General features: G+C 73.3%; 28 protein-coding genes. 11 read left to right on the top strand and 17 right to left on the bottom strand.

Annotated elements, in window-relative coordinates; all coding sequences use genetic code 11:
• Window positions 1-14: 14 nt before the first annotated feature.
• Window positions 15-512 (bottom strand): hypothetical protein, encoded by a 498-nt coding sequence (locus OEB99_RS02260; RefSeq protein ID WP_263508045.1) that lies wholly within the window; start codon window positions 510-512, stop codon window positions 15-17.
• Window positions 509-1,150, bottom strand: a complete 642-nt coding sequence (locus OEB99_RS02255) for a zinc ribbon domain-containing protein (RefSeq protein WP_263508044.1) — start codon at window positions 1,148-1,150, stop codon at window positions 509-511. Before OEB99_RS02255 ends, OEB99_RS02260 begins: the two co-directional genes overlap by 4 nt.
• A 216-nt stretch (window positions 1,151-1,366) precedes the next feature.
• Here OEB99_RS02255 and OEB99_RS02250 point away from each other — a divergent pair, with 216 nt between their 5' ends.
• Window positions 1,367-2,305, top strand: a complete 939-nt coding sequence (locus OEB99_RS02250; RefSeq protein ID WP_263508043.1) for an alpha/beta fold hydrolase — start codon at window positions 1,367-1,369, stop codon at window positions 2,303-2,305.
• 73 nt (window positions 2,306-2,378) lie between these two features.
• Here OEB99_RS02250 and OEB99_RS02245 read toward each other — a convergent pair whose 3' ends face one another.
• Complete coding sequence (locus OEB99_RS02245; protein WP_263508041.1) at window positions 2,379-3,203, bottom strand: aldo/keto reductase; 825 nt, start codon at window positions 3,201-3,203, stop codon at window positions 2,379-2,381.
• Window positions 3,204-3,300: 97 nt separating this feature from the next.
• Between OEB99_RS02245 and OEB99_RS02240 the strand changes: the two genes are divergently transcribed.
• Together OEB99_RS02240 and OEB99_RS02235 are read left to right on the top strand one after the other, a co-directional pair.
• Window positions 3,301-3,663 (top strand): DsrE family protein, encoded by a 363-nt coding sequence (locus OEB99_RS02240; protein ID WP_263508039.1) that lies wholly within the window; start codon window positions 3,301-3,303, stop codon window positions 3,661-3,663.
• A gap of 146 nt (window positions 3,664-3,809) precedes the next feature.
• Window positions 3,810-4,214, top strand: coding sequence for a spore germination protein GerW family protein (locus OEB99_RS02235; RefSeq protein ID WP_263508038.1), 405 nt, complete (start codon window positions 3,810-3,812; stop codon window positions 4,212-4,214).
• Window positions 4,215-4,300: 86 nt separating this feature from the next.
• Here OEB99_RS02235 and OEB99_RS02230 read toward each other — a convergent pair whose 3' ends face one another.
• Window positions 4,301-5,416, bottom strand: coding sequence for a hypothetical protein (locus OEB99_RS02230; RefSeq protein ID WP_263508037.1), 1,116 nt, complete (start codon window positions 5,414-5,416; stop codon window positions 4,301-4,303).
• A 174-nt stretch (window positions 5,417-5,590) separates the two neighbouring features.
• Between OEB99_RS02230 and OEB99_RS02225 the strand changes: the two genes are divergently transcribed.
• Window positions 5,591-6,652 carry an aldo/keto reductase gene (locus tag OEB99_RS02225; protein ID WP_263508036.1) on the top strand — a complete coding sequence of 354 codons (1,062 nt, stop codon included), beginning with the start codon at window positions 5,591-5,593 and terminating at the stop codon, window positions 6,650-6,652.
• Between the two features lie 75 nt (window positions 6,653-6,727).
• Here OEB99_RS02225 and OEB99_RS02220 read toward each other — a convergent pair whose 3' ends face one another.
• Entirely contained in the window at window positions 6,728-7,195 is a 468-nt protein-coding gene (locus OEB99_RS02220; RefSeq protein WP_263508034.1) for a hypothetical protein, read from the bottom strand.
• A gap of 135 nt (window positions 7,196-7,330) precedes the next feature.
• On the opposite strand from OEB99_RS02220, the gene OEB99_RS02215 reads away from it, so the two are divergent.
• Window positions 7,331-7,711, top strand: coding sequence for a YchJ family protein (locus OEB99_RS02215; protein WP_263508033.1), 381 nt, complete (start codon window positions 7,331-7,333; stop codon window positions 7,709-7,711).
• Window positions 7,712-7,715: 4 nt separating this feature from the next.
• Here the strand turns inward: OEB99_RS02215 and OEB99_RS02210 are convergent, their stop codons facing one another.
• From OEB99_RS02210 to OEB99_RS02200, 3 genes are all read right to left on the bottom strand, one after another.
• Entirely contained in the window at window positions 7,716-9,017 is a 1,302-nt protein-coding gene (locus tag OEB99_RS02210; RefSeq protein ID WP_263508032.1) for a DUF2254 domain-containing protein, read from the bottom strand.
• Between the two features lie 116 nt (window positions 9,018-9,133).
• Window positions 9,134-9,859, bottom strand: coding sequence for a phosphatidylethanolamine N-methyltransferase family protein (locus tag OEB99_RS02205; protein WP_263508030.1), 726 nt, complete (start codon window positions 9,857-9,859; stop codon window positions 9,134-9,136).
• Window positions 9,856-10,791 (bottom strand): sulfurtransferase, encoded by a 936-nt coding sequence (locus OEB99_RS02200; protein ID WP_263508029.1) that lies wholly within the window; start codon window positions 10,789-10,791, stop codon window positions 9,856-9,858. Before OEB99_RS02200 ends, OEB99_RS02205 begins: the two co-directional genes overlap by 4 nt.
• A 75-nt stretch (window positions 10,792-10,866) precedes the next feature.
• On the opposite strand from OEB99_RS02200, the gene OEB99_RS02195 reads away from it, so the two are divergent.
• The 3 genes from OEB99_RS02195 (at window position 10,867) to OEB99_RS02185 (ending at window position 13,424) form a co-directional block, all read left to right on the top strand.
• Window positions 10,867-11,559: an NADPH-dependent F420 reductase gene (locus OEB99_RS02195; protein ID WP_263508028.1), complete on the top strand. Its 693-nt coding sequence runs from the start codon at window positions 10,867-10,869 to the stop codon at window positions 11,557-11,559.
• Between the two features lie 621 nt (window positions 11,560-12,180).
• Entirely contained in the window at window positions 12,181-12,756 is a 576-nt protein-coding gene (locus OEB99_RS02190; RefSeq protein ID WP_263508026.1) for a dienelactone hydrolase family protein, read from the top strand.
• A 77-nt stretch (window positions 12,757-12,833) separates the two neighbouring features.
• On the top strand, window positions 12,834-13,424 hold the full coding sequence (locus tag OEB99_RS02185; RefSeq protein WP_263508025.1) for a hypothetical protein: 591 nt from the start codon (window positions 12,834-12,836) through the stop codon (window positions 13,422-13,424).
• A gap of 103 nt (window positions 13,425-13,527) precedes the next feature.
• Here OEB99_RS02185 and OEB99_RS02180 read toward each other — a convergent pair whose 3' ends face one another.
• Window positions 13,528-14,370, bottom strand: coding sequence for a DUF4386 domain-containing protein (locus tag OEB99_RS02180; RefSeq protein ID WP_263508023.1), 843 nt, complete (start codon window positions 14,368-14,370; stop codon window positions 13,528-13,530).
• A 146-nt stretch (window positions 14,371-14,516) separates the two neighbouring features.
• Here OEB99_RS02180 and OEB99_RS02175 point away from each other — a divergent pair, with 146 nt between their 5' ends.
• Together OEB99_RS02175 and OEB99_RS02170 are read left to right on the top strand one after the other, a co-directional pair.
• Window positions 14,517-15,197, top strand: coding sequence for a TetR/AcrR family transcriptional regulator (locus OEB99_RS02175; RefSeq protein ID WP_263508022.1), 681 nt, complete (start codon window positions 14,517-14,519; stop codon window positions 15,195-15,197).
• Window positions 15,190-15,540, top strand: coding sequence for a YdeI/OmpD-associated family protein (locus tag OEB99_RS02170; protein ID WP_263508021.1), 351 nt, complete (start codon window positions 15,190-15,192; stop codon window positions 15,538-15,540). The genes OEB99_RS02175 and OEB99_RS02170 overlap by 8 nt, the downstream gene beginning before the upstream one ends.
• Before the next feature lie 186 nt (window positions 15,541-15,726).
• Here the strand turns inward: OEB99_RS02170 and OEB99_RS02165 are convergent, their stop codons facing one another.
• From OEB99_RS02165 to OEB99_RS02130, 8 genes are all read right to left on the bottom strand, one after another.
• Window positions 15,727-16,665: a glycine betaine ABC transporter substrate-binding protein gene (locus OEB99_RS02165; protein ID WP_263508020.1), complete on the bottom strand. Its 939-nt coding sequence runs from the start codon at window positions 16,663-16,665 to the stop codon at window positions 15,727-15,729.
• A gap of 86 nt (window positions 16,666-16,751) precedes the next feature.
• A complete protein-coding gene (locus OEB99_RS02160) occupies window positions 16,752-17,597 on the bottom strand; it encodes an ABC transporter permease (protein ID WP_263508019.1) in 846 nt (281 codons plus the stop codon).
• A complete protein-coding gene (locus tag OEB99_RS02155) occupies window positions 17,594-18,802 on the bottom strand; it encodes an ABC transporter ATP-binding protein (protein ID WP_263508018.1) in 1,209 nt (402 codons plus the stop codon). The genes OEB99_RS02160 and OEB99_RS02155 overlap by 4 nt, the downstream gene beginning before the upstream one ends.
• A gap of 1 nt (window position 18,803) precedes the next feature.
• A complete protein-coding gene (locus OEB99_RS02150) occupies window positions 18,804-19,451 on the bottom strand; it encodes an ABC transporter permease (protein ID WP_263508017.1) in 648 nt (215 codons plus the stop codon).
• On the bottom strand, window positions 19,448-20,311 hold the full coding sequence (locus tag OEB99_RS02145; protein WP_263508016.1) for an IclR family transcriptional regulator: 864 nt from the start codon (window positions 20,309-20,311) through the stop codon (window positions 19,448-19,450). Before OEB99_RS02145 ends, OEB99_RS02150 begins: the two co-directional genes overlap by 4 nt.
• Before the next feature lie 328 nt (window positions 20,312-20,639).
• Window positions 20,640-21,287 (bottom strand): hypothetical protein, encoded by a 648-nt coding sequence (locus OEB99_RS02140; RefSeq protein ID WP_263508015.1) that lies wholly within the window; start codon window positions 21,285-21,287, stop codon window positions 20,640-20,642.
• A 125-nt stretch (window positions 21,288-21,412) separates the two neighbouring features.
• A complete protein-coding gene (locus tag OEB99_RS02135; RefSeq protein ID WP_263508014.1) occupies window positions 21,413-22,225 on the bottom strand; it encodes a hypothetical protein in 813 nt (270 codons plus the stop codon).
• Window positions 22,222-22,761: an RNA polymerase sigma factor gene (locus OEB99_RS02130; RefSeq protein WP_263508013.1), complete on the bottom strand. Its 540-nt coding sequence runs from the start codon at window positions 22,759-22,761 to the stop codon at window positions 22,222-22,224. The genes OEB99_RS02135 and OEB99_RS02130 overlap by 4 nt, the downstream gene beginning before the upstream one ends.
• Before the next feature lie 106 nt (window positions 22,762-22,867).
• On the opposite strand from OEB99_RS02130, the gene OEB99_RS02125 reads away from it, so the two are divergent.
• Window positions 22,868-25,072, top strand: a complete 2,205-nt coding sequence (locus OEB99_RS02125) for a putative bifunctional diguanylate cyclase/phosphodiesterase (protein WP_263508012.1) — start codon at window positions 22,868-22,870, stop codon at window positions 25,070-25,072.
• Window positions 25,073-25,092 lie beyond the last annotated feature (20 nt).

Genomic DNA, 25,092 nt, shown 5'->3' with positions numbered 1-25,092 from the left:
CGGCGGGCCGACCGTCAGTTCGGCTCGAGGCAGAGGATCGCGTCGCCGAGATCGAGGTAGGTGTCGGACGTGTACGGGCACTCATCCGGGCTCGCCGTCCGGCCGACGGCGACGTAGTCGGCCTCGGCCGAGCTGCACGGCACCTCGTGCAGCCACTCCGAGCTCCCGCCCCAGCACGAACCTGCTCCGGGCTGGTTCGACGACGAGGCGAGACCCGCCCACGCGGCGAGGCCGATGCCGACGACGACCACGACCGCGCCGACGACGATGAGCCGGTTCCGCAGGCGCACGCTGCGCGCCTCGGCCTGGGTCGGGCGAAGGGTCGTCGACGGCAACGCTGCGTGCTCCCGCCCGGCAGATGCGTCCGGCAGCCAGAACGCCCAGCCCTCGGGCGCGCTCGGCCACGCCGGGTCGACGAGATGGCCCCGTCGCGGGTCGAACCCGGCCGGCGCCGCCCAGCCCGGGGGCGGGTTGAACAGGACCGACGCCCCCTCGGGCGGAGCGGGGATCACAGATCACCACCGGCCGCGGGCGCACCGCTCTGCACGTGCTGCCGGATCCCTGCGAGGTGCGCGGGGCTCACGGCAAGAGCTGCCGCGACGTGCTCGATGGCGAGCCCCGCCGACGGGCCCGCATGCGGCAGCCGGGCAACGAGCACGATCATCCGCCGCAGGAACTCCTCGCGGCCCTCGATCGTCATCTCGGCAGCGATCGGCCGGAGGTACGCGGCGACGGCGCCGGGGTCGGCGAAGAACGAGACGTCCGCCGACAGAGCCTCTCCGTCGTACCCGTCCCGCACACCCGGGGCCGAGGCGAGGGCCAGCAGGCCCTCACCGACCGTCGTGTCGTCTACCGGTGGCGACAGCGACACCAGGTGCGCGACCACGGCGCGATTGGCGAGGCCCTGGTGGTGCGCGAAGACCTCGAGCGTCGTGACGTCGAGCACTCGCTCGGTGAAGGCCGTCCGGCACCGGGAGCACTCGACGCAGGTGCCCAGGTCCTTCAGCGGGATGATCGGGATGAAGAAGATGGTGAACCAGCGCCGCAGGGCCAGGTGCTTGTAGTCGGTGTCACCACCGCACTGCGGGCAGAAGAACCTGCCGCTCCCGAGCACCTTCCGAATCGCGCGCCAGCCCCAGATGATGATCACGTCGCCCCCTTCACGCCTCCGCTGCGCCGCATCCTGGCAGAGGCCGGCGTGGCGGATGCGCGATCCCGGCGACCATCACCCCATCTGGCTAGTCCTGCTCGGTGAGCGCCGTGCCGCCGGCCCGCACGGGCCGACTCGGCGGAGCGCCCGTCCCGTTCGTCCCTTGTTCGCCTCCACCCGGCGGGGCAGGCTCGACACGAGGGCGAGGTGCGCAGGATGCGGCTCACACGGACGGTTCTCACCTCGATGGCAGCGGTGGCGCTCGCCGCGATCATCCTGAGGGCGGCGACCCGGCGCCCGGTGCCGGCGGCACAGACCGGGACGTTCGCGAACGGCATGAGGTACGCCGTGTGGGACGGCGGCGACAAGACGCTGCTGGCCATCATGGGCGGCCCGGGCAGCGCGCTCCCCTCGCCGCGCGAGCTCGCCATGATGGCCGGGTCGTTGCGGCCGTACCTGGACGACGGCTTCACCGTGTGGACAGCGACGCGACGGCGCGGGATGCCCACCGGCTACTCGGTCGCGGACATGGCGGCCGACTACGCCGAGGTCATCGAGACCGAGCTGGGCGGGAAGGTCGACGTCGTGGTCGGCGAGGAGCTCGGCGGGCTGATCGCCCTCCAGCTGGCCGCGGACCGTCCCGAGCTCCTCGACCGCCTCGCCGTCGTCCGCACCGCCTGGCAGATCACCGAGTGGGGCAAGGACGCCGACGGCCGGTTCGGTGAGGCGCTCAGCGCCGGCCGGTTCTCCGACGCCGGCGCCGCGGTGCTCGAGGAGATCGTCCCGGGCCCCTCCTGGGCCACGCTGCGCCGATCACTCGGCCCGCTGATCGGCCGTTGGCTCGCCACCCGCGACTACGACCTCGCGGACGTGCTGGTCGAGACTCGCGCGGAGCAGGCCTACGACGGCCGCGCCGCGCTGCCTCGGATCGACGTGCCGGTGCTCATCGTCGTCGGTGGGAAGGACCGGGTCTTCGCGCCGGCGCTGGCCGCCGAGACGGCGGAGCTGATCCCGCGGTCCAGGCTCGTCGAGTACCCGACGGCCAACGGCCTGCGGACCGCGTCGAGCCCGCAGGTTCCCCGCGACGTGCTCGCATTCGTCCACGGGCCTGCGCCGACCGCCAGCGCGCGCGAGGCGACCTTCGGCTCCCGGTAAGCAGCGTCACCTCGACCTGCCTACCGGAGGGCGCCCGCCCGGCCCGCCGGACGCTCCGGCGTCGCGTTGCGGGCTACATCTCCTCGTGGGTGTTCGGGTCGCCGCCGAAGAGCCGGCCGTCCGGGCGCCCGAGGCCCGTGATCGCCTCGACCTCGGCGTCGCTGAGCGTGAACCCGTCGAGGTCGAGGTTCTCGCGCTGCCGGCCAGGGTCGCCGGACTTCGGGATCGGCACCGAGCCGATCTGCTGGTGCCACCGCAGGATCACCTGCGCGGGCGTGACCTCGTGCGCGGCTGCGGCCGCGACCACCGGGGCCGTCTGCTTGACCGGGGCGCCCTTGCCGAGCGGGCTCCACGCCTCGGTGACGATGCCGTGCTCGGCGTGGAACGCCCGCAGCTCGACCTGCGGGAAGAACGGGTGCAGCTCCACCTGGTTCACCGCGGGCATCACGCCGGTGGCGTCGGCCACACGGTCGAGGAACTCGGGCGTGAAGTTGGAGACCCCGACCGAGCGAACCCGGCCCTCCTCCTTGAGCCGGACCATGGCGCGGAACGTCTCGACGTACTTGCCGACACTCGGGTTGGGCCAGTGGATGAGGTACAGGTCGACCGTGTCGAGGCCCAGCGCGGCGGTGGAACGGTCGAAGGACGCGAGCGTCTCGTCGTAGCCGTGGTCGCGGCCGGGAAGCTTCGTCGTGACGACGATCTGGTCGCGGGGCACGTCGGTGCGCGCGACCGCGCGGCCGACGGCGTCCTCGTTGCCGTAGTTCACCGCGGTGTCGATGAGCCGGTAGCCGAGGTCGAGGGCGCTGAGGACCGCGGCAGTCCCCTGGTCACCACGCAACGGGTAGGTGCCGAAGCCGATGCTGGGGATGGTCGTTCCGTCGTTCAGTGAGGGCATGCCGCGACGGTACGCCTGAGTCGCGCGACGACGCGTCCTTGATGCCGCCACCCCGCGTTCGCCGTACCGTCATGACCTCCGGACGAAGGAGACCGCCGTGGCGCACCTGCTCTTCCCCTGCTCGCACGCCGCCGACGACCCCGAGCGCGCGACCATCCCGCTCAACGCGGCCTGCGTGGCGGCCGCGGCCGGGCACGAGGTGACCGTCGTCTGCACGGTCGACGCCGTGCACCTCGGCACGCTCGGCGGCGCCGACGGGATCGCCGCACCCGGGATGACCCCGGTCGCCGACCTCGTCACGACGCTCGTCGCCGCTGGCGGCGAGCTCTGGCTCTGCTCGGCGTGCACGGGGCCGCGCGGGATCACCGAGGCGGACCTGCGCGCAGGCGCCACGATCGTCGGGGCAGCCACGATCGTCGAGGCCGTCGCCGCCGGGGCGCAGAGCATCACGCTGGCCTGAGGAGTGCCGGGTTCCTGGCCGACGTCCCCCTGGGATCTCGCGGCCAACGGGGCCGGTGTCGCGATCGCACTCGCCGTCGACGCCCTCACGAGCAGAGCGCCAGACTGGAAGGATCGATCCGGCGAGACGCACTCACGAGGAGACACATGAACGTGGACGAGCTGGTGAAGGGCGCGCGGGACGCGCTGACCGTGGGGCGAGTGTTCGGCGAGCCGATCGAGCGCGGCGAGGTCACCGTGATCCCCGTGGCCAAGGCCATGGGCGGGTCCGGTGGTGCCACCGGCGAGGGCTCGAAGGGCGACGGCGGCGGTGCCGGCGGCTTCGGCCTCAAGGTCAAGCCGGCCGGGGTCTACGTGATCGAGAACGGGCACGTGCGTTGGATCCCCGCGGTGGAGCCGGCCCGGCTGCTGCTCGCTGCAGGCCTGACCGCGGCAGCGGTCCTCGCCGCGACCGGGCGGCTGGCCAGGGCCCGCGACGCCCGCACCGCACAGATCGTCCGCGCGGCCCGGCTGGCCAAGAAGATCGCCGCCGCGAAGGCACGCCGCCGCTGACGGCCGGGAGCGACGGCGCGGGCTGTGACCGGTGCGGGCCGCACGCTCCGGCACGGGCTGCGACGGCCACGGCCCGGCCCGCCGCCCTACCCGGCGCCGGCGGGGATCCTCGGAGGCCTCGGCACCCCGGTCCCGCCCTTCGACGAACCGAGCTGCCGGACGTCCACCGCGGCCGCCTGCGCCGCGAGCGCGTCAAGGCGATGCAGCACCGCGTGCACGCGAGCCGTCGCGAAGGGTGAGGGTCGCCCCTTCTGACCGAACGAGAAGGCCTCGAACCCACGGAAGCACGACTGAGGAGTGACGCGACCCTCCGTGTCGAGGTTGTACGCGGCCACACAGGCCATCAGCTCGGCCAGCGACCGACGGTCGCCCTCGTCGCCCTCGTCGCCCCACAGCTCCGGGTAGCGGCCGAGCACGTCGAGGACACCCAGCGCCGAGTACCAGGTCGCAGGCCACTTGACGACCTTGAACTGGTATCCGTGGCCGAACATGTAGGGCTTCGCGCCGGCCCGTTCGCGCCACACGCCGAGCACCACGCGCGCGGCCTCCAGCACCTGTGCGGGGCGTCGTTCGCGCGGGAGCCACGACCAGGCGCGCAGGGCCTCGAGGGTGACCTGGGGACACACGTCACCTCGCCTGCCCGGACCGCGGAACCCGGTCACCGGGTCAGGTCGGCACGGCCACGCGACCCCCTGCGCGGTGTCCGCCAGATCCTCGAGCGTGAGCTCGAGCGCGCGCTCGACCCGCGGGTCCGCGCCCCGGCCGTAGCGCATGAGCACCTCGGTGATCGCGTGGGTGTCGCACAGCAGCGAACCCCAGGTCACCTCGGTCGCACCGCGCCCGACCACGCCCGCCGCGAACCGTCCGTCCGGAAGCCGGCACTCGAGCATCGCGTCCAGGGTGCCGTCGACGCGCGGGTCGTCCCCCGGGCCGACCCCCAGGTCTGCGAGGAGCGTGAGCAGGTTCGGGGTGTACGCCGGGCTGTTGTGCCCGGACGCCGAGACACCGGCGGACCAGTCGCCGAGCCGCTGCAGGAGCGCCTCGGTCCCCGGGTCGGCCAGCATCTGGCGACGGTCCGCGGTCGCACCGGCCGGGTCGTCCAGCACGGCGCTGCGCACGACCCACCTCGCGGCGGGCTCGTCGGAGTCCAGCACCCACGCGAGCGCCGCGGCCCGGTGCGGGCTCAGGTCGCCACCCGTCATGGCTCCAGCGTGCCCGCGCGTCGTGCGGCCCACCAGGGTCCGCTTGCCCAGCCGCCGGACGGGCCCCGACGCGGAGGACCTGCCGAACGGACCGTGGAAAACCACCTGAACGGGCGACAGCCGTCCCGGTGACGTCCCAGAATCGGGCGTCCCGGCGCCACTACCCTCCCGAACATGCAGCAACGGCAGCTCGGACGCTCAGGCCTGCGGGTGTCCACCATGGCACTGGGCACCGCGACGTTCGGCGGGGTCGGCGGCTTCGCCCGGGTGGGCAGCGTCGAGACCGACGAGGCGCGCTCGATGGTCGACGCGTTCCTCGAGGCGGGCGGGAACCTGATCGACACCGCGGACGCCTACTCCGACGGCCGGTGCGAGGAGATCGTCGGCGAGGTGCTCGAGGGTCGTCGTGACGACGTCCTGATCGCCACCAAGGCGCGCTTCGCGATGGGCGCCGGCCCCAATGACGCCGGGCTGTCCCGCCACCACCTGATCCGCGCGGTCGAGGCCAGCCTCACCCGGCTGCGGACCGACCACATCGACCTGTACCAGCTGCACGAGTGGGACGGCGTGACGCCGGTCGAGGAGTTCGCGTCCGCCCTCGACGACCTGGTGCGGGCCGGGAAGATCCGCTACGTCGGGGTCTCGAACTTCGCCGGCTGGCAGCTGATGAAGTCGCTGGCCGCGCAGGACGCCCACGGGTGGACGCGGTTCGTCAGCCAGCAGATCAACTACACCCTCCAGTCCCGGGACGCCGAGGCCGAGCTGGTGCCCCTGTCGGTGGACCAGGGCCTCGGGATCCTGATCTGGGGTCCGCTCGCCGGTGGCCTGCTGAGCGGCAAGTACCGCCGCGACTCGTGGCCCAAGGAGGGCCGCCACCTCACCGACTGGGGCGAGCCGCCGGTGCGCGACGCCTACCGGCTGTACGCCACGGTCGACGCCCTGACCGAGATCGGCGAGGCCCACGAGGTCTCGGCGGCGCAGGTCGCCCTGGCCTGGCTGCTCGCCCAGCCTGCGGTCACGTCGGTGATCCTCGGGGCGCGCCGGCTGGACCAGCTCACGGACAACCTCGCCGCGGCGTCGCTCACGCTGACCACGAGCGACCTGGCGCGGCTCGAGCAGGTCAGCCGGCCGTCGCTGCCGTACCCGCAGTGGCATCAGGTCAAGCACGCCGCGGACCGGCTCGGCCCCGCCGACCTGGCGGGCCTGCGACCGTACCTGGGGCCGTCGCAGGGCTGAGGTCGCGAGGTACTCGGCCGGGTCGAGGACTCAGCCGGGTCGGAGGCCCCGGGGCGCACCGATCGTGCCGCGGCGTCACGCGGCGTGGACGGTCGTGCGGTGACGCCCGGCGAAGAGGCCGGCCAGGACGATCGCGGTCCCTGCTGCGAGCAGGACGATCGGTCCGAACAGCTGCGGGCCTCGCTCGTGGTCGGCGATCCAGGCCTCCACCTCGGCCCGGTCACCCTCGACCACGACCACGCGGGCCTCGGTCTCGGCGTAGAGCTGCGCGTCCTCCTGTGCGCCGCGGAACAGCTCCTCCGGGTCGGTGCCCTCGACGCTGCGCAGGACCACCCAGGTGTCGCCGTCGGCCGGCTCGACCCACACGTCGCCCAGCGCTCCGGTCACGCTCATCGCGCCATCCGTCTGGCCGACCACGAAGTCGCCGTAGGGCGGCGCGACGATCTGATGGCCCCAGCTCTGCTCCAGGGACACCCACACAGCTCCGACCAGCGCCAGGCCGAGCCCGGCCAGGACCATTGCCAACCTCAGCAGACGGGGCATCGTCGCCACCTCCAGCCGTACCTCAAGTCTCCCGCCGCCCCGCGGGCGACGGCAGAGCAGGACGTCCCCGGTCGCGCGCGCCGGGCCGTCGAGTGCGAGCGGACCCGCGTCGGCCGGACGCCCGATACTGGACCGGTGAAACCGACGCGCTGCCCGTGCGGCACCGGCCTGCCGTATGCCGAGTGCTGCGGGCCGCTGCACTCGGGCGGGCGGGCGGCGAGCGCCGAGGCGCTGATGCGGTCCCGGTTCAGTGCGTTCGCGCTGGGCGACGTGGCCTACCTGGAGCGCACCTGGCACCCGTCGACCCGTCCGGCGGACCTGAGCCTGGACCCCGAGCTGGGGTGGTACCGGCTCGACGTGCTGCGCACCGAGCGGGGCGGTCTGCTGGACGACGCGGGCGTCGTGGAGTTCCGGGCGTACCACCGCTCGCCGGCGGGACGGGGCTCGATGCACGAGGTCAGCCGGTTCGTCCGGGAGAGCGGTGCGTGGTTCTACGTCGACGGCACCACGTCCTGACGCGTCAGCCGCGCGGGCGGTACGCCTCAATCGCTTCGAGGATGAGCCCGGCGGCGGCCTGCACCGGGGCGACGTCGCCCTCGTCGGCGGTGGCCTGCTCCGCGCTCACCACCACGAGCCGTACCTGTGCCTCGATGTCGTCGAGCCGCTGGGCGTCGTCCCGCGCTGCGTAGGCGCAGGTCTCGAGGAGCCGCAGGAGCGCGGCCATCACGGTGGGCTCGCGCCCGCCGGCTCGGCGCACCAGCCCGCACATCGTGGCCAGGTACTCGCCGAACCGGCGGCTCGGCACGACGACCACCACGCCGCCGGATCGTCCGACCTGGGGCCCGAGCGGGCGGACGGCGAGCGTCGCGAAGATCACCGCGAGGTGGTCCACGGCCTGCACCGCCGTGTAGGGGTCGTTCACCGCGGGTGACAGCGCCTTCGAGGCGACGTCGACGAGCTGGCGGATGCCGATCGCGACGTCCTGCTGGCGGGTGCGCTCGAAGCCGATGCCGACGGCCTGGTCGAGGGCGCGCTCGATCGCATGGGCGTCGGGCGGCGGGTCGTCCTCGTACGGGGTCCAGACCAGGGCCAGTGGCGTGCCCGCGACGACGTGCTCGCCGACCCGTCGGGTCAGCGTGATGCTCACGCGGTGCTCGACGGCCACCGGGAGGAGCAGCTCGGGGTGGGCGGTGTCGACGTAGCCGGACAGCCGGGCCGGGACCGGGACCGCCCACGGTGCGGGTGCGGGTACGTCGTCGGCGATCTCGTCCGGCAGCCGGCGCGCGACTCGCAAGGCGTCGCCCTGGACGCGCTGCATGATCGCGTCGACCTGGATCGAGTGCGACAGGTGGTCGGCGAAGTACACGACGGCTGCCATGCTCACGAAGAGCAGCGCGATCGCCCCGCTGACCGCGAGCCGCGGGAACGTCTCGGTGTCGGCGCCGACGCCGACGGTGAACAGGCCGGCGGCGGAGTAGGCGAACGTCGCCATGAAGACGCTCAGCACCACCTGGTTGGGCCGGTCGCGCAGGAAGTTGCGCAGCAGGCGCGGGGAGAACTGGGTCGAGGTCAGCTGGAGTGCGACCACGGACAGGCCGAGGACCAGGGCGATGACGGTGACGACCGTCCCGGTGATCGCGACGAGCAGCTCCCGCGCCTGGACGCTGGAGCCGCGGAACGCGAACGCCTCGAGCCACGAGCCGGGCGCCGGCTCGATCGACGCGACGGTGAACCCGACGAGCAGCGCGACGTTGCCGGCGAGGAACGGCAGCACCCACAGGGCGGCCCCGAGGTACTCGCGCACCGATTCCCGACGTCGCACGGCGCCCTCCTCCGGGCCCCTGCCCCACCGCAGCGTGGGGCTCGCCACCAGGATGGCACCGTCGGCGCGAGCGAGCGCCGGGTCGGCGAGGCGGGTCGGCGACGCGGGCCGGCCGATCAGCGAGGCGGCGAGCTGCTCAGCGGTCGGCCACCGTAGATCACCTGCATGTCGGGTCGCTCGGTCGCGACGTAGTGCACCCAGATCAGCGCGTGCTGCACGGCGGCGGCGACCAGCGCGGCGCGCGAGCCGGCGGCGACGGCGATCGCCCAGAGCAGCAGGAACGCGAGGGTGTACATCGCGTTCGGGACGTGGGCGAACGCACCGCGACGCACGAACGGCTCGTCGAACCCGGGAACGAAGTGGTCGACCCCGAGCGCCCGCCGCGCACCGAAGAACAGCACCACCGACGCGAGGGTCCACACGGCCGGGGCTGCCAGCAGCGCGGCGGCCACCCAGCTCACGGGCCCGGGCGTCCAGAGGGTTCCGCGGTCGGCCACCGCGAGCCCGACCATGGTGACGGGGCGCAACGCGAACAGCACGAAGAAGCCGAGTCCGAACACCCGCAGCGCCCGGTCGCCGAACCGGCGGGTCCAGGTGCGGTGGAGCAGCTCGCTGCGCCAGGCGGCCCACACGTAGAGCTGGTGCACCACCGGCACCGCGAACGCGGCGGCGAGCCAGGTCGCGCCGGAGAGCCCGAGCCACGAGCCGGTCGGGTCGGCCACCCACCAGCCGAGGACGACGAGCACCGCGGAGGCGCCCAGCTGGAGGCTGAGGCCGTCGGAGTACCGCAACGGGCGCACGTGCGGGTCCGGACGCTCGGGGCGGTTCGGGCCGGCCGTCACGTCTCGGGTCCGGTCGCGACGGGCCGCGAGGCGTCCCGCACCCAGTGCGACCACGATCCCGGGTAGAGGGCCAGGTCGAGGCCGGCCTCGTGGCCGGCGAGGACGAGCTGCGCGGCGGTCACGCCGGACCCGCAGTACGCGGTGATCGGGCCGGCGTTCGGGCTGTCGTCGATCCCGGCGCTGCTGAGCATCACGTCCCGCAGCTCGCCGGCGGGCAGGTACCGGCCGTCGGGGGCCTGCAGGTCGGTGGTCGGGCAGCTGTGTGCGCCGGGGATGTGGCCGGCGACCGGGTCGACCGGCTCGACCTCCCCGCGGAACCGCTCGGCCGCCCGGGCGTCCAGCAACGAGCCGACCGTTCCGGCGAGGACCGCGTCGACGTCGACGGTGGGCATCGAGCCGAACCGGACGACGACGTCGGATGGCGCCGGTTCGGCCGGCACGTCGCCTTCGCTCGCCGTCGTGCCGGCTCCGGCCGAACCCGCCGGAGCAGTTCCGGCTGCGGGCGAACCCGACGCACCGGCAGCGGGCTCGCCCGACTCGACGGGACCGCCGGCCGCGAGCCACGCGACGTGCCCGCCGTCGAGCACCCGCACGTCGGCGTGCCCGGCCCAGCGCAGGCACCACCAGGCGCGCGCGGCCGCCCCGCCCGCTCCGCCGTCGAGGACCACGACGCCGCGGCCCGGCACGATCCCGACGCGACGCATGAGGCCGGTGAGCTGCTCGGCGGTGGGCAACGGGTGCCGTCCGTCGTCGCCCGGCGGCGAGGCCAGCTCGGCGTCGAGGTCGACGAACACGGCGCCGGGGATGCGCGAGGCGAGGTAGCCGTCCCGGTCGGCCCCCGCGAGCGTCCAGCGGACGTCCAGCACGAGCGGCGGGCGGTCGGTCGCGAGCGCGGAGCGCAGCTCGTCGACCTGGACGAGGGCGGAGGTCATGGCGCCACTCTAGGAGCCGCGGCAGGCGGAACGTCCGGCCGGGAATGTCTCAGCCGGCGGGCTGTTGGCACGGTCATGACGACCTGGGGATTCATCGGTAGCGGCAACATCGGTTCGACCGTCGCGAAGCTCGCCGTGGCGGCGGGGCACGACGTGATCATGAGCAACTCGCGGGGCCCGGAGACGCTCGGCGAGCTCGTCGCCGAGCTCGGCCCGAGGGCGCGCGCCGCGGATGCCCGCACGGCGGCGGCCGAGGGTGACGTCGTGGTGGTCACGATCCCGCTCGGGTCGTACCGGGAGGTCCCGGTCGCCGAGCTCGAGGGCAAGGTCGTGATGGACACGATGAACTACTACCCGCAGCGCGACGGCGTGATCCCCGAGCTCGAGGACGAGTCGACGACCACCTCCGAGCTGCTCCAGGCTCATCTGCCGGGCTCGCGGGTGGTGAAGGTGTTCAACAACATCGCGTTCGTGCACCTCGCGACGCTCGGCCGGCCCGCGGGTCCGGACCGCAGCGCGCTCGCGATCGCGGGCGACGACGAGGCGGCCAAGGCCGATGTCACGGCGCTCCTCGACGAGCTCGGCTATGACGCCTACGACCTCGGCCCGCTGTCTGAGGGCTGGCGCACGCAGCGCGACACCGCCGCCTACGGCTCGATCTACGCCGCCGACCCCGCCGCGTGGTTCCAGTCACCGCCGAAGCAGGCGGGCACCGACGACGTCGCCGCAGCAGTCGCGCTCGCCCAGCGCTACCGCGACATGCGCTGACGGACCCGCGCGGCACGGCCCGACACCCGACCCACCCGGTGCCGACGTCCGCAGTCCCGCACCAGCCCGTGGCGACCGGCTCGATGGCGTCTCACCGACCCGCACCAGTCGAAATGCGACCGACCCGGTTGTCCACCTCGCCGACCCGCATCAGCCGACACCCGACCCACCCGGTGTCCACCCCGCCGACCCGCATCAGCCGACACCCGACCCACCCGGTGTCCACCCCGCCGACCCGCATCAGCCGACACCCGACCCACCCCGGTGTCCACCCCGCCGACCCGCATCAGCCGACACCCGACCCACCCGGTGTGCATCGCACAGACCCGCATCAGCCGACACCTGACCTACCCGGTGTCCACTCCGCTGTCCCGCATCGAAGGACGCGGAACTCGGCGCAACACACCCACACCCCGGCGTATCGGACGACACGAATGTCGGAGGGTGCGGGCATGCTGGTGCGTGCGGATGTGCGGCGGCTGCCGGCGGCGAGACCCGTCCGCCACGCCGGTCCGCGGGTCCGATCCGCGACGCCGGTCCGGCGGTCCGGCGGTCCGGCGGTCCGGCGAATCATCTGCGCACGCGCCATTCGGCGGAACCTGTTCGAGAGAGGTTGGCACTATGGCTGAGGTCGTCCTGTTCCACCACGTCATGGGCCTCACCGACGGGGTCCGCGCCCTCGCCGAGCGATGGCGCGACGCCGGGCACGAGGTGCACGCACCCGACCTGTTCGAGGGGCGGGTCTTCCCGACGATCGAGGACGGGTTCGCGTACGTGCAGTCGGTCGGGTTCGGCACCGTGATCGGTCGCGCGGCCGACGCCGTCGAGACGCTCCCCTCCGGCCTGGTCTACGCCGGCATCTCGATGGGCGTGCTCGGCGCGCAGAACCTCGCGCAGAACCGGGCCGGTGCTCGCGGTGCCGTACTTCTCGAGGCCTGCGTCCCTCCCTCGGAGTTCGGCTCCGCCTGGCCCGCCGACGTCCCCGTGCAGGTGCACGGCATGGACCACGACCCGTTCTTCGCCGAGGAGGGCGACATCGACGCGGCGCGGGAGCTCGTGGCGAGCGCGAGCGACGGCGCACTGTTCACCTACCCGGGCGACGTGCACCTCTTCGTCGACAGCTCGACGGGCGGCTACGACGCCGCGCAGACAGACCGGGTGGTCGAGCGCGTCCTGGCCTTCCTCGACCGCGTCTGACCGACCTCGACCGCGTCTGACGGACCCGGGGCGCACCGGCGACACGGCACCCGAGCCAGACGTGGCAGGGTGGCGGGGTGACCGACCCCGTCCCCCACGACCTGCGGCTCCGGCTGCCCGACGCCTGGCACGCCGTGGACCTCACCGACCCCGAAGTCCGGCGTGCGTCGCTCGCCGCGCTCGTCACGGCGCAGACCGGGACGGCCGAGGATCTCGAGCCGGTCCGCGACGCGCTGGTCGACCAGCTCGACGTCGCGGCGATGCAGGCGGCCGGGTCCGGTGCCGTGCTGATGGCGTTCTCCACGATGCGTGCCGGCGACACCCCGATCCCGGCGTCCCTCACCGTGTACCGGGTGCCCGGCCTGCGCCTGGACGACGACGGCGTCGCCACCCTGCGCGCCGCGGTCGGGGAGGACGAGAGCTGGTCGGACGGTTCGACCGACCGGGGGCGGGTGGTCAGGCGCGTCCGGGTGATCCAGGACGAGCGGGCCGGCAGCGCCGGGCAGCTCCTCGCCGACTACTGGATCTCCGGCGCCGGACCCAGCGGCCCCCCGCCGGCCGACGACCAGCCCGAGACGTTCAGCCTGGTGTTCGCGACACCCATGGTCCAGCTCGCCGACGCGATGCTCAGCCTCTTCGACCGGGTCGTCGCCTCCGTCGAGGTCTGAGCGCGGCCCGGATCGGTCGCCCGCTCCAGAGCCGCCCCGCCCACGCAGAGCGGCGGGCCCGCCCCCGAGGACGGACCCGCCGCAGACGCCGTGAAGCGTCCCGTCAGCCGGCAAGCCGCTTCGTGCGCAGCAGCCAGAGCGCCATCCAGCCCTCGCCGACCATCGACGGGACCGCCACCACGGCGAGCATCAGCGACGCGATCGCCGGATACCCGGGAAGCACCGAGTGCAGCACGGTGTCCAGCAGGTACGCCGCGCCGGCCGCCAGCAGCAGCCAGGCCATCACCCGCGACGCCAGACCCGAGCGAAGCACCAGCACGCCCAGCAGCAGCAGGTGCACGCCGAACACCGCGAGGCCGATCAACCACGTGTCGTTGAACGACTCCATCGCCAGGGCCACCCGCGCCTCGAGCCCCTCGGCAGTGAAGGCCTCGGCATACCCGGAGTCACCGAGCAGCCGCATCGCGTCCAGGTAGAACACCAGCCCGACCCCGAGGAACACCGTGTAGGTCAGCCGAGACCACGCAGCGAGCAACGAGAGGTCGCGGTTCACGCCGCGGAACACCACGTTCAGGGCCCACGCCACCACCACATCGGCCACGAAGACCACGAGGAACGCCAGGAACCCGACCCGCACCATGCCGAGCGACCCGGCCAGGTTCGCGGTCGTCGCAGCCGCGTCGCCCGCGACCACGAACCGGTCGATCACGCCGAAGTTGGCGATGATCGCCAAGGCGTAGATCACCAGGTAGCCGATGCCGGCGACCCGCGCCGCGCGGGTCGGCGAGACGCTCGGGCCGTCCGCCACGCTCGGGCCGGACTCGATGGGCGCGGCGAGCGAGGCACGAGGTGCGGACGCGGCGGTCGACGCTTCCACCGCCCCGGCACCGGTCGAGACGTCAAGGCCGTTCGAGGACCCTCCACGGGTCCGGGTCGTGCTGGTCATGGCTGCTCCTCAAGGACGGTGGTTCGTACTTAGTACGACTCGATGTCGACGAACGTAACCGTACTTAGTACGATTCGTCAACAGGTCGGCGGGAACCCGACCGCCGGCACCGTGCAGCGACTCGCCCGGAGCCGGGAGGATGGGTCGTGCACGCGACCAGGAAGGTGCACTCGATGGCGGAGCCGATGACCAAGGACCGCGTGCTGCGCGGCGCCCTCGCACTCGCCGACGAGATCGGCTTCGAGGCCTTCACGATGCGACGCCTCGCGACGGCCCTGGGGACGAAGCCGATGACGATCTACCACCACGTGCCGTCCAAGGAGGAGATCCTCGACGGCATCGTCGAGCTGGTCTTCGCCGAGATCGCCCTGCCCCCCACCCGCGACGACTGGCGTGCCGCGGTGCGGGCCAGGTACGTCTCCGCGCGCGAGGTGCTCGCGCGACACCCGTGGGCGCCGCCGTACATGGAGTCCCGGCCGGTGCCCGGCCCGGCGCAGCTGCGCCACCACGACGCGGTGCTCGGCGCCCTGCGCTCCGGGCTCTCGCTCGAGGTGACCGCGCACGCCTACGCGATCCTCGACGCGTACCTCTACGGCTTCGCGATGCAGGAGGCCAACCTCCCCCACCACGGCGAGGAACCGATCGCCGAGATGGCCGGCGAGATGGCGGCAGCCTTCCCCGCGGACCGGTACCCGCACTTCGTCGAGCTCGCCGGGCACGTCGCCACGACACCCGGGTACCGGTTCGGCGACACCTTCGACCTGGGACTGGACCTGCTGCTCGACGCGGTCGAGCGGCTCGAGCGCGAGGAGCGCGCCGATGCCTGACCAACCGCCGCTCCCCGAGGGGCAACCGCCGACCGCGCAGCCGGCGCCAGACGCGCGCCGGCCGAACGCCCTCGACGAACCGTCCGAGGCGGCGACCACCCTCGACGACGCCGAAGGCCTCGACATCGAGCAGTTCGCCGACGCCGCAGCGCTCGAGTCCTGGCTCGCGACGCACCACGCCACCAGCCACGGGATCTGGGTGCGGCTGTACCGACCGCGCTCCGGGCGCCGATCCGTCGACTACGACGACGTCGTGCGGCTCAGCCGGGCCGTCGGGTGGCGCACCGGGACTCGGGTGTCGGCGGACACCGAGTCCTACCTCCAGCGGATCCGGCCCCGCTGAGCCGCCGGCCTCGCTGAGCCGCCAGGCCCGCCGCCGGCCGCCCCGCGCCTGCGAGCGCCGGCCACCGCGGGACGCGACCGACCCCGCAGCCGATCCGCACCGTCCGGCAACGCCACGGGCCCCGGCGGAGTCTCCTCCACCGGGGCCCGTCAGGCCTCAGGCGTCGTCGAGCGGCGCCGATCCGGATCAGCCGATCAGGCCCTCCGAGGTCAGCCAGTCGCGCGCGACGTCGGCCGGGTCGTTGCCGTCCACGTCCACCGACGCGTTGAGCTGCGTCATGGTGTCGTTGTCCAGAGCGGCCGAGATCGGGGCGAACACGTCGGCGATCGCCGGGTACTCGTCCATGGCCTCCTTGCGGACGTTCGGAGCCGGGTTGTAGATCGGGAAGAAGCTCTGGTCGTCCTCGAGCACGGTCAGGTCGTACTGCACGATCCGGCCGTCGGTGGTGAACACCTCACCGAACTCGCAGTCGCCCTCACCGGTCGCCTGGTAGATGGCGCCGGTGGCGAGCTCGGAGATCTGGTCCGACGAGAACGTCGTGCCGTACTTCTCCTCCATGCCCGGCAGGCCGTCGTTGCGGACGCTGAACTCCGACTCGACGCACAGGCCCGGCATGTCGCCGTTGTTGTTGACCTCGGCGAGGTCGCTCAGCGTCGAGATGTTGCCGTACTGGGCGATCGTGTCCTTGTTGGCCGCGAGCGCGTAGGTGTTGTTGAACGGCGCGTAGTCGAGCCAGACGATGTTGTTCTCGGCGAGGTCCTGGTCCTTGACCGCCTGCCACTGCTCCTGGGAGTCCTGGATCGGGTCGGTGTTGCCCAGGTGGGTGATCCAGCCGGTGCCGGTGTACTCCCAGTAGGTGTCGATCTCGCCGGACAGCAGGGCCTGGCGGGTGGCCTCGGTGCCCTGGATGTTGCAGCGGTTCGTCACGTCGGCACCGGCGTCCGCCAGCACGGCGTCGCTGATCTCGCAGAGGATCAGCTGCTCGGTGAAGTCCTTGCCGCCCACGGAGAGCTTCGCGCCGGCGAGCGGGCCCTCCCCGCCACCGGAGGAGCCTCCGGACGAACAAGCGGTGAGCAGGAGAGCGGTGCCGGCGAGCAGGGCCCCGGCGGTGAGGGTGCGATTCACGATGTCCTCTTCGGTGTCGGATGCGTGGGTCAGGGTCGAGGTGATCCGGTCAGGAACACAGCGGGGACGGGGGGTCCCCCACGGGGCTACAGGCCCCGAGGTCGGAAGACGCGCTCGGCGACGGCGGACAGCCAGTCGACGGTGAGCGCGAGGGCGGCGACCAGCAGGGCGCCGACCAGGGTGACGGAGTCGCGGTTGAGCTTCTGCCCCGTGTCGATGAGGTAGCCCAGGCCGCCGGCGTTGATGAACGCGCCGAACACCGCGGTGCCCACGGCGAGCACCAGCGAGACCCGGATGCCCGCGATGATCACCGGCACGGCCAGTGGCAGCTCGACGCGGAACAGGGTCTGGGCGTTCGACTGGCCGAGCCCCCGACTCGCCTCGATCAGGCTGCGGTCCACCCGGCCCAGGCCCACCAGCACGTTGCGCAGCACCGGGAGCACCGCGGCGATCACGATCGCCGTCACCGCGGTCGGGACGCCGAAGCCCATGAAGGCCGGCAGCAGGAACATCACGCCGAGCGGCGGCAGGGCCTGTGCGAACGACAGGAAGGTCAGCAGACCTGGCCGGTACCGCGCGAACAACGGCCGGGAGAAGATCACGCCGAGCGGCACCGCGATGATCACGATGAAGAACACCGACCACCCGGACAGCACCAGGTGCTGCTGGAGCCGCAGGAGCACCTCCTCGGGCGCCAGCGCACGCGCCTCGATCGAGTCGAGCTCGCCGCCCATCAGCACGAGCGCCCCGACGGCGGCGGCCACCGCCACGACGGGTGAGACGACCAGCTCCAGGATGCTGCGCACGCGGTGCCGACGGGCCGCCCGGGCGTCCTCGGCCGCCGCCTCGGCCCGGCGCTGCGCCTCCGCCTCCTCGGCGAGCCGGCGGAGCTCGTCCTGCTCCGCGGTCTGGGCCCCGGAGGGAGCGGTCACGAGCCGTCACCCCCGACCGTCCCGGCCTGCTCGTCGCGCTCGGCCCCGGCGGCGCCCGCGTCACTCACCGCATCCTGGATCGCCTGGTCGGTGTGCTCGGTGACCAGGTCCTCCCAGCGCAGACCGCCGGAAAGACGACCCTCGTCGTCCACCACGGCGACCACCGGCACGTGGTCGGTGAGCATCTGGTCGACCGCCGCGTGCAGGCTCGCGTCGCTGCCGATGGTCACCATCGAGACCTTCTCGTCCTCGTGACCGGGGACGTGGTGCCAGCGACGCGGCCGGCCCGAGCCGTCGACCTCGGCGACCAGGTCGCCCTGGGAGACGCGCCCCTTGCCCGCCTTGGCGACGTCCCGCAGCGGCATGTCGTCGAGCGTCACCAGGGCCAGACGCCGCACCGCGGCGCCGCCGCCCACGAACTCCTCGACGAAGTCGTCGGCCGGCTCGGAGAGCACCTTCGCCGGCACGTCGAACTGGTGGAGCTTGCCGCCGTGACCGAAGACCGCGATCCGGTCGCCCAGCTTGACGGCCTCGGTGAGGTCGTGGGTGACGAAGCAGATCGTCTTCTTCACCTGGTCCTGCAGCGCCAGGAACTCGTCCTGCAGCCGGTCGCGGGTGACCGGGTCGATCGCGCCGAACGGCTCGTCCATCAGCATCACGTCGGGGTCGGCCGCGAGGCCGCGGGCGACGCCGATGCGCTGCTGCTGCCCGCCGGACAGCTCCTTGGGGTACCGGTCCCGGAAGTCCTTGGGCTCCAGGCCGACGAGGGCGAGCAGCTCGTCCACCCGAGCGGTGATCCGGTCCTTCTTCCAGCCGAGCAGCCGCGGCACGGTGCCGACGTTCGCCGCGATGGTCTGGTGCGGGAACAGGCCGATCTGCTGGATGACGTATCCGATGGTGCGGCGCAGCTCGTCGACGTCCACGTCGGTGACGTCCTTGCCGTCGATGACGATGCGCCCGCTGGTCGGCTCGATCAGCCGGTTCATCATCTTCAGCGAGGTCGTCTTGCCGCAGCCGGACGGACCGATCAGCATGACGATCTCGCCCTCGGGCACCGCGAGGTTGAGGTTCCCCACGGCGGGGTCGTGCTGGCCGGGGAAGCGCTTCGTGACGTCGATCAGCTCGATCATCGTCCGCGAACCGTTGGCGCCCCCGTTGGCGGCAACGGCGGGCGCACCGGCGGGGGTAGCGGTGATGTCAGCCATGTCAGCGGATTCCCTTCGAGACGGTGAGACGCTCGACGACCGCATAGACCGCCTCGAGCAGCAGGGCGACCAGCACTGTGCCGACGATCCCCACGATGATCTGGGCCAGGGCGTTGGCGCCCCCGAGCCGGTTGACGCCGGAGAACAGGTACTCGCCGAAGCCGCCACCCTGCGTGTAGGCGGCCGCGACCGCGATCGCGCAGATCACGGTGGTCGTGGTGCGGATCCCGGCCAGCACCACGGGCCAGGCCAGCGGCAGCTTCACGACCGCGATCCGGCGCAGCGGGTCCATCCCCATGCCGCGCGCGGACTCGAGCACGCCCTTGTCGACCGTGCTGAGCCCGGTCACCGCGGTGACGAAGATCGGGTAGATCGCGTAGATGGTCAGACCGATGTACGCGCCGGTCGGCCCGAGCCCGACGAGCGGGATCAGCAGGACGAACAACGCCAGCGACGGGATCGTGAGCGCGAGCGCCGAGGTCGTGGTCACGATCTCCCGCACGATCGCGTGCCGCTCCACGGCCAGCGCGACGATGATGCTGAGCAGCGTCGCCGCGATGATCGGGATCAGCACGAGCTCGAGGTGCTCGCCGAAGCTGATCAGGATGTCGTCCCAGCGACTGGCGACGTAGCTGGGTAGGTCACTCATCGGCTCACCTCCATCGGTGCGTCGTCACGTCGACCGGCGCCGAGCGCCGTCGAGATCTCCGTGGCGCTGTCCAGCAGCGCCTTGGCCGCCTCGCCGAGCCGGGCCCGCAAGCGGTCCACCGGGCCCGACACCACGAGCGACGCGATGATCCGGCCCTGCGCGCCGCGCACCGGCACCGCGATGCCGATCAGGTCCCGGTCGACCTCCTCGACGGCCAGGACGTAGCCCCGTGCCCGGTCCGCCGCGAGCCGGCCGAGCACGTCCAGGGAGTCGTGCGGAGCGTTCGGACCACGACCGCCGACCCCGACCGCCTCGACGACGCGACGGACGGCCACGTCGTCGTGGTCGAGCAGCAGGGCGCGACCCGCCGCGCTCGAGGCGAGCGGGTAGGTGAGCCCGACCCATCCGGTGACCTGCAGCGGCGAGTCGGGCGCGGCCGTGGCAACCGTCATGCAGCGGTTGGCGGTGCGGGTGAACAGCTCCGACCGCTCGCCGAACCGGTCCGCGAGCTCGGCGACCACGCGCTCGCCGAGCTCGACCAGGCGCGCGTCGTGCGCGGCGACGCCGATCGCGAACAGCCGGGCACCGATCCGGTAGCCGGACCCCTCGTCCCGGCTGAGCAGACCCGCGTCCGCCAGCGTGCGCAGCAGGCGGGACACGACGGACTTCTCCAGCCCGGTGCCGCGGGCGATCTCCACCACGCCGGGCGCCGCTCCGAGCGACCGCCCGGCGACGAACTCGAGGACCGCCGCCACGCGCTGCACCGAGCGGCCGTCGCCCGCGCCGTGGCCGTGGAGCTCGGACTCGGCCGGGAGGCCCGCGTCCGGGCCGCGATCCGCCGCAGCGTGATCGTCAGACATTGCTGGGGTCTCCTTCAGGTCTTCCCTGCTGGCGCCGAGGTCATGCCTCGGTCAAGAACGCCTAGAGCGTAGCGGCTCGCGCAACACGAGTTGCACCTAGGCCAACAGGGAACTGTAGGAGCCGGGGCAGTGAGATCGCACCCCAGGGCCGCACTCAGCCGGGAAACGTGACCAGACCGCAACCTCGGCCACCCGCGCGGCGTACCCCGCACAACGCAACGCGGCGCCCTTCCCTGGGGAGGAAGGGCGCCGCGTGCCTCGTCAGTCCGGGCACCCCCGTGCCCGGACCCTCACCGGATCTGACCCGCCAGCGATCCGGTGAGCTGGCTCAGCCGTTCTTGCCGTGCTGCTCGCCGGACTTGCCCGGCGCCTCGGTCGGCGCGCCGACCCGGTCCTGGTCCTGCGTCTGGTCCTGGTCGCCGTCGCAGTCGTTGTCGCACGTGCCGTCCTGGGCCTGGTCCCGGTCCTGGTCCTGGTCCTGCGTCTGGTCCTGGTCCTGATCCTGCGTCTGGTCCTGGTCCTGGTCCGCGTCGGCGTCCGCCGTGCCGGCCCGCTCCGCGGCGCGGAGCTGGTTGCGCTCGTGCGCGGCGGCCGCGATCTGCTGACCGTTCACGCCACCCTCACGCGCCTGCAGCGAGACCCACTCGCCGAACGTGTCGTAGTCCTGCCAGCTGCCGATGTCGGTCGGGTCGTCGCTGGGAGCGTCGGCCGAGTCGTCGGTCGCGTCGTCCGTCGCGTCATCCGAGTCGTCGGTGCCGTCGTCGGTCAGGTCCTCGGCGGGGTCCTCGACGGTCGGGTCCTCGGGGACGTCCGCGACGACGGCCTCCTCGTTCGCGGTGACCTCGTGGATCACCGCGGGGACACCGGCCGCCGCGCCCACCGCGCCGGTGGCGACGGCGATCCCGACGGCCGCCTTCGCGGCCACGTTGAGCCCGGCGAACTTGGCCAGGACTGCGGTCAGTGCCGTGGTGCTCATGCTGTGTCGACCTCCGTCGGTCCGTGGTCGGCGATCACGCCGCTTCCACCGGGGTCATCGCCCGCGCCCCGCGCCGGGATACGGCCTGCCCGGAACTTTCTCCCGGACGGTCCCCGAGGGTCTCGTCAGCCGCCCGAGCGAGCACCCGAACCGGACGTGCCGGTGCCGGTGGTCGTGTCGTCGGTGCCGGTGCTCGAGCCGTGGTCGTCCGAGCTCTGGCCCGGCCCGTCGCCGCCGTCGCCGGAGCTGCTGCCGTTGCCGTTGCCCTGCTCGTCGCCGAGGCCCGGGTTCGTGCCGCCGAGGCCGGGGGCGTCCTCCGACGCACCTGGACCGTTCTCGTCGTGACCCGGAGCGTCCTCGGACGCACCTGGGCCGTCCTCGTCGAGGCCGGGAGCTTGCTGAGCCGGGTCGTCGGTGCGACCCGGAGCCTGGTCCGCGACACCGTGGCCGGGCGGGACGCCGACGGTCGCGTCGTCGTCGGTCGGGTCACCGCTCGGGTCGCCGACCACGGAGGCAGCCGGGTCGGTCGCGGTCGCCTCGTCGGCCGGCTCGCGAACCCCGACCGCCACGAGCACGTCGCCCACGGCGTCGCCGATGCGCTGCGTGATCGCGTGCGGGAGCTCGGTCACCGGCACGCCGTCGCGCACCGCGGCGGCAGCCGCAGTCCCGCCCACCAGCATCGCCGCGGCCACCGCGCTGCCGACGGCCACCTGCGCCACGCGGTGCCGGCGGCGCGGCGGCGCCCCCACCACGCGCAGCCCGGCGCCGTGCTCGAGGAGGTCGGCCAGCGCCGCGCTCGGCTCGGGTGCGACGGCGCTCGCGCGCAGCTCGGCGGCCCACTGCGCGAGGGCAGCGTCCTCCGGCGCCACCGCCTGTCCGGCGATGACGGCCTCGTCCCGAGCGTCGATCACACTCTGGTCATCGTCGTGGGGGCTCACGGGGATACGCCCTCCTTCGCCAGGATCCTGCGCAAGGCGGCCAGGCCGCGGTGCTGGAGCGCCTTGACCGCGCCCGGCGGACGCCCGACGACCACCGCGACCTCGTCGATGGGGAGGTCGGCGACGATCCGCAGCACGAGCACCTCGCGCTGCTCCGGGGTGAGCTGGTCGAGCAGCGCCAGCGCACGTTCCTGCCCGACCCGGTCCAGGGCCTCGACCTCCGCGCTCGCGGCGGTCCGCGCGTCGTCCTCCGGCTCGTAGGGCACCGGTTCCGGGCGGCGCCCGGCACGTCGCCAGGTGTCGACCACCCGGCGGTGCGCGATCGTGAACACCCACGAGCGGAACCCGACGACGTCACCCTCGAACCCCGGCAGGCCCTGGAAAACCGCGATGAAGACCTCGCTCGTGAGGTCCTCGTGCTCGGCGACCCCCTTGGCGCGCAGGTACGCCGACACCGGCCCGGCGAGCTCGGCGTAGATCACACCGAACGCCTCGCCCGAGCCGGCACGCGCGCGCTCCAGCACCTCGGCGTCCATCGCACCAAGGATGCCCGAGAAAGTTGTCGCAGCGGATCCCTCACATCCGGCTGTCGGCGGCCGATCGGACGACGGGGCCAATCCACCCCACGTGGAGGGCAGCGCGGTGCAACGGGCTTGGGCCTGGTACCTGGCCGGCGCGATCACGCTCGTGCTGACCGACGTGCTCATGCCTGCCGGCACCCCGCGCGACGTGCTGCACGTCGTCGTCGCGCTGTCCGGCCCGGCCGCGATGGTGGTCGGCATCCGCGTGAACCGCCCGAAGGCCGCACTCGCGTGGTGGCTGCTCGCGGCCGGGGTGGCGAGCTGGGTGCTGGGCGACGCCGGGCACGCGTGGCTCCCGGGTGCGCTCGGCGCGGCCGCACACCCGGTGTCCGACCTGCTCTACCTGGCCACCTACCCGCTGGTCATGGTCGCCCTGCTGCGCTTCGCGCGGGCCCGCACCACCCGGCCCGACGCGATCGGCCTGGTCGACACCGCGATCCTGATGACCGGCCTCGGGATGGTGACGTGGATCGCGATCCTCCGGCCGGCCTGGCTCGCGGCCGAGCGCCACGACGTCACGACCGTGATCGACCTCGCCTGGCCGGTCGCCAACATCCTCCTGTTCGGCGCACTCGTCCATCTCGCCCAGTCACCCGGGGTCGGGCGGCGCGTCACGATCGGCGTCGCGGTCGTCGTCGGCTTCGGCATCGGCTGGGACATCCTGGACGCGGCCCTCACCGGTCCGGCTCCTGCGGCCCACCCGGTCGCGCTCGACCCGCGGTGGCTGGTCGGCTACCCGATCGCCGGTGTGCTCGCCCTGCACCCCCACATGCGACGCTTCTCCGAGCCCACCGACCCGCGCCGGAGGACCACCCACGTCGGTGCGTTGCTCTACCTCTTCGCCGCGCTGACCGTCGGCCCGGCGATCATGCTCGCGCAGGTCGTGCTCGGTCGGCCGGTCGCGGTGGTGCCCGTCGCGGTCTCCAGCTACGCGCTGATCGGCCTGCTCACCGTGCGGCTGTACGTGATGATCCGGCGGATCGACGGCCAGGCGACCACGGACGAGCTGACCGGCCTGCCGAACCGTCGCGCGCTGCACGCCGCGGCCGAGGCCCTGCTCACCCCCAACGGCGACCCGCACGCGCTGCTCCTGCTCGACCTCGACCGGTTCAAGGAGGTCAACGACACCCTCGGCCACCACGCAGGCGACGCCCTGCTCATCGAGGTCACGACGCGGCTACGTGCCCGGCTCCGCTCGGACGACGTGCTCGCCCGGTTGGGCGGCGACGAGTTCGCGGTCCTGCTCGACCGTGCGGGCGTGCGCGAGGCCCAGCACGTCGCGCGAGACCTGGTCACCGCCCTCGAGGCGCCGATCGAGCTCGACGACCTCGCCGTGCGCACGGCCGTGAGCATCGGCATCGCGCTGTACCCGGTGCACGGGGACGACCTCTCGACGCTGCTGCGCCGGGCCGACCTGGCGATGTACCGGGCCAAGACCCGCGGGCCGATCGCGCTCGCCGGTGACGAGGCGGGCGGGCAGGAGTCGCTGGTCACCGACCTGCGCCTGGCCCTCGCCGAGCACCAGCTGGTGCTGCACTACCAGCCGAAGGTCGACCTCGGGTCCGGGCACGCGACCGGGGTCGAGGCCCTCGTCCGGTGGAACCACCCGGCTCGCGGCCTGCTGTACCCGGACGCGTTCCTCCCGGTGGTCGAGTCGGCCGGGCTGATGCACGCCATGACCCGCGTCGTGCTCACCCAGGCCCTGGACCAGGCGGCCAGGTGGCGGGCGGCCGGCCGCGACCTCACGGTCGCCGTGAACCTCTCGCCGTCCACCCTCGTCGACGCCGACCTGCCGACCGAGGTGTCCACGCTCCTCGGCGCGCGCGACCTACCGGCGTCGGCGCTCCAGCTCGAGATCACCGAGGAGTTCCTGATGGCCGACCGGGCGCGGGCGCGTTCGGTCCTCGCCACGCTGCGCGAGAGCGGCGTCCGGATCGCCGTCGACGACTTCGGCACCGGCTACTCGTCCCTGGCCTACCTGCGGGACCTGCCGATCGACGAGCTCAAGCTGGACCGGTCGTTCGTCCGGCCGATGGCCGACGACGAGCGCGCCGCGGCGCTGGTCTCCTCGACCGTCGCGCTCGCGCACTCCCTCCGGCTGCGGATGGTCGCCGAAGGGGTCGAGGACTCCCGCGCGCTCGCCGACCTCACCGAGATGGGTTGCGACGAGGCACAGGGCTTCTACCTGTCCCGCCCCGTGCCCTCCGACGCCCTCGAGCGCTGGCTCGACGACCGCGACCCGCGGAGCCGCGCGGCCGTCACGTGACCCGCCGAGCCGGGCGGGGC

The organism is Actinotalea endophytica, assembly GCF_025717005.1.
Lineage (GTDB): Bacteria > Actinomycetota > Actinomycetes > Actinomycetales > Cellulomonadaceae > Actinotalea.
Note: the sequence above shows the minus strand (reverse complement) of the source record. Positions and strands in the feature narration are given on the sequence as shown.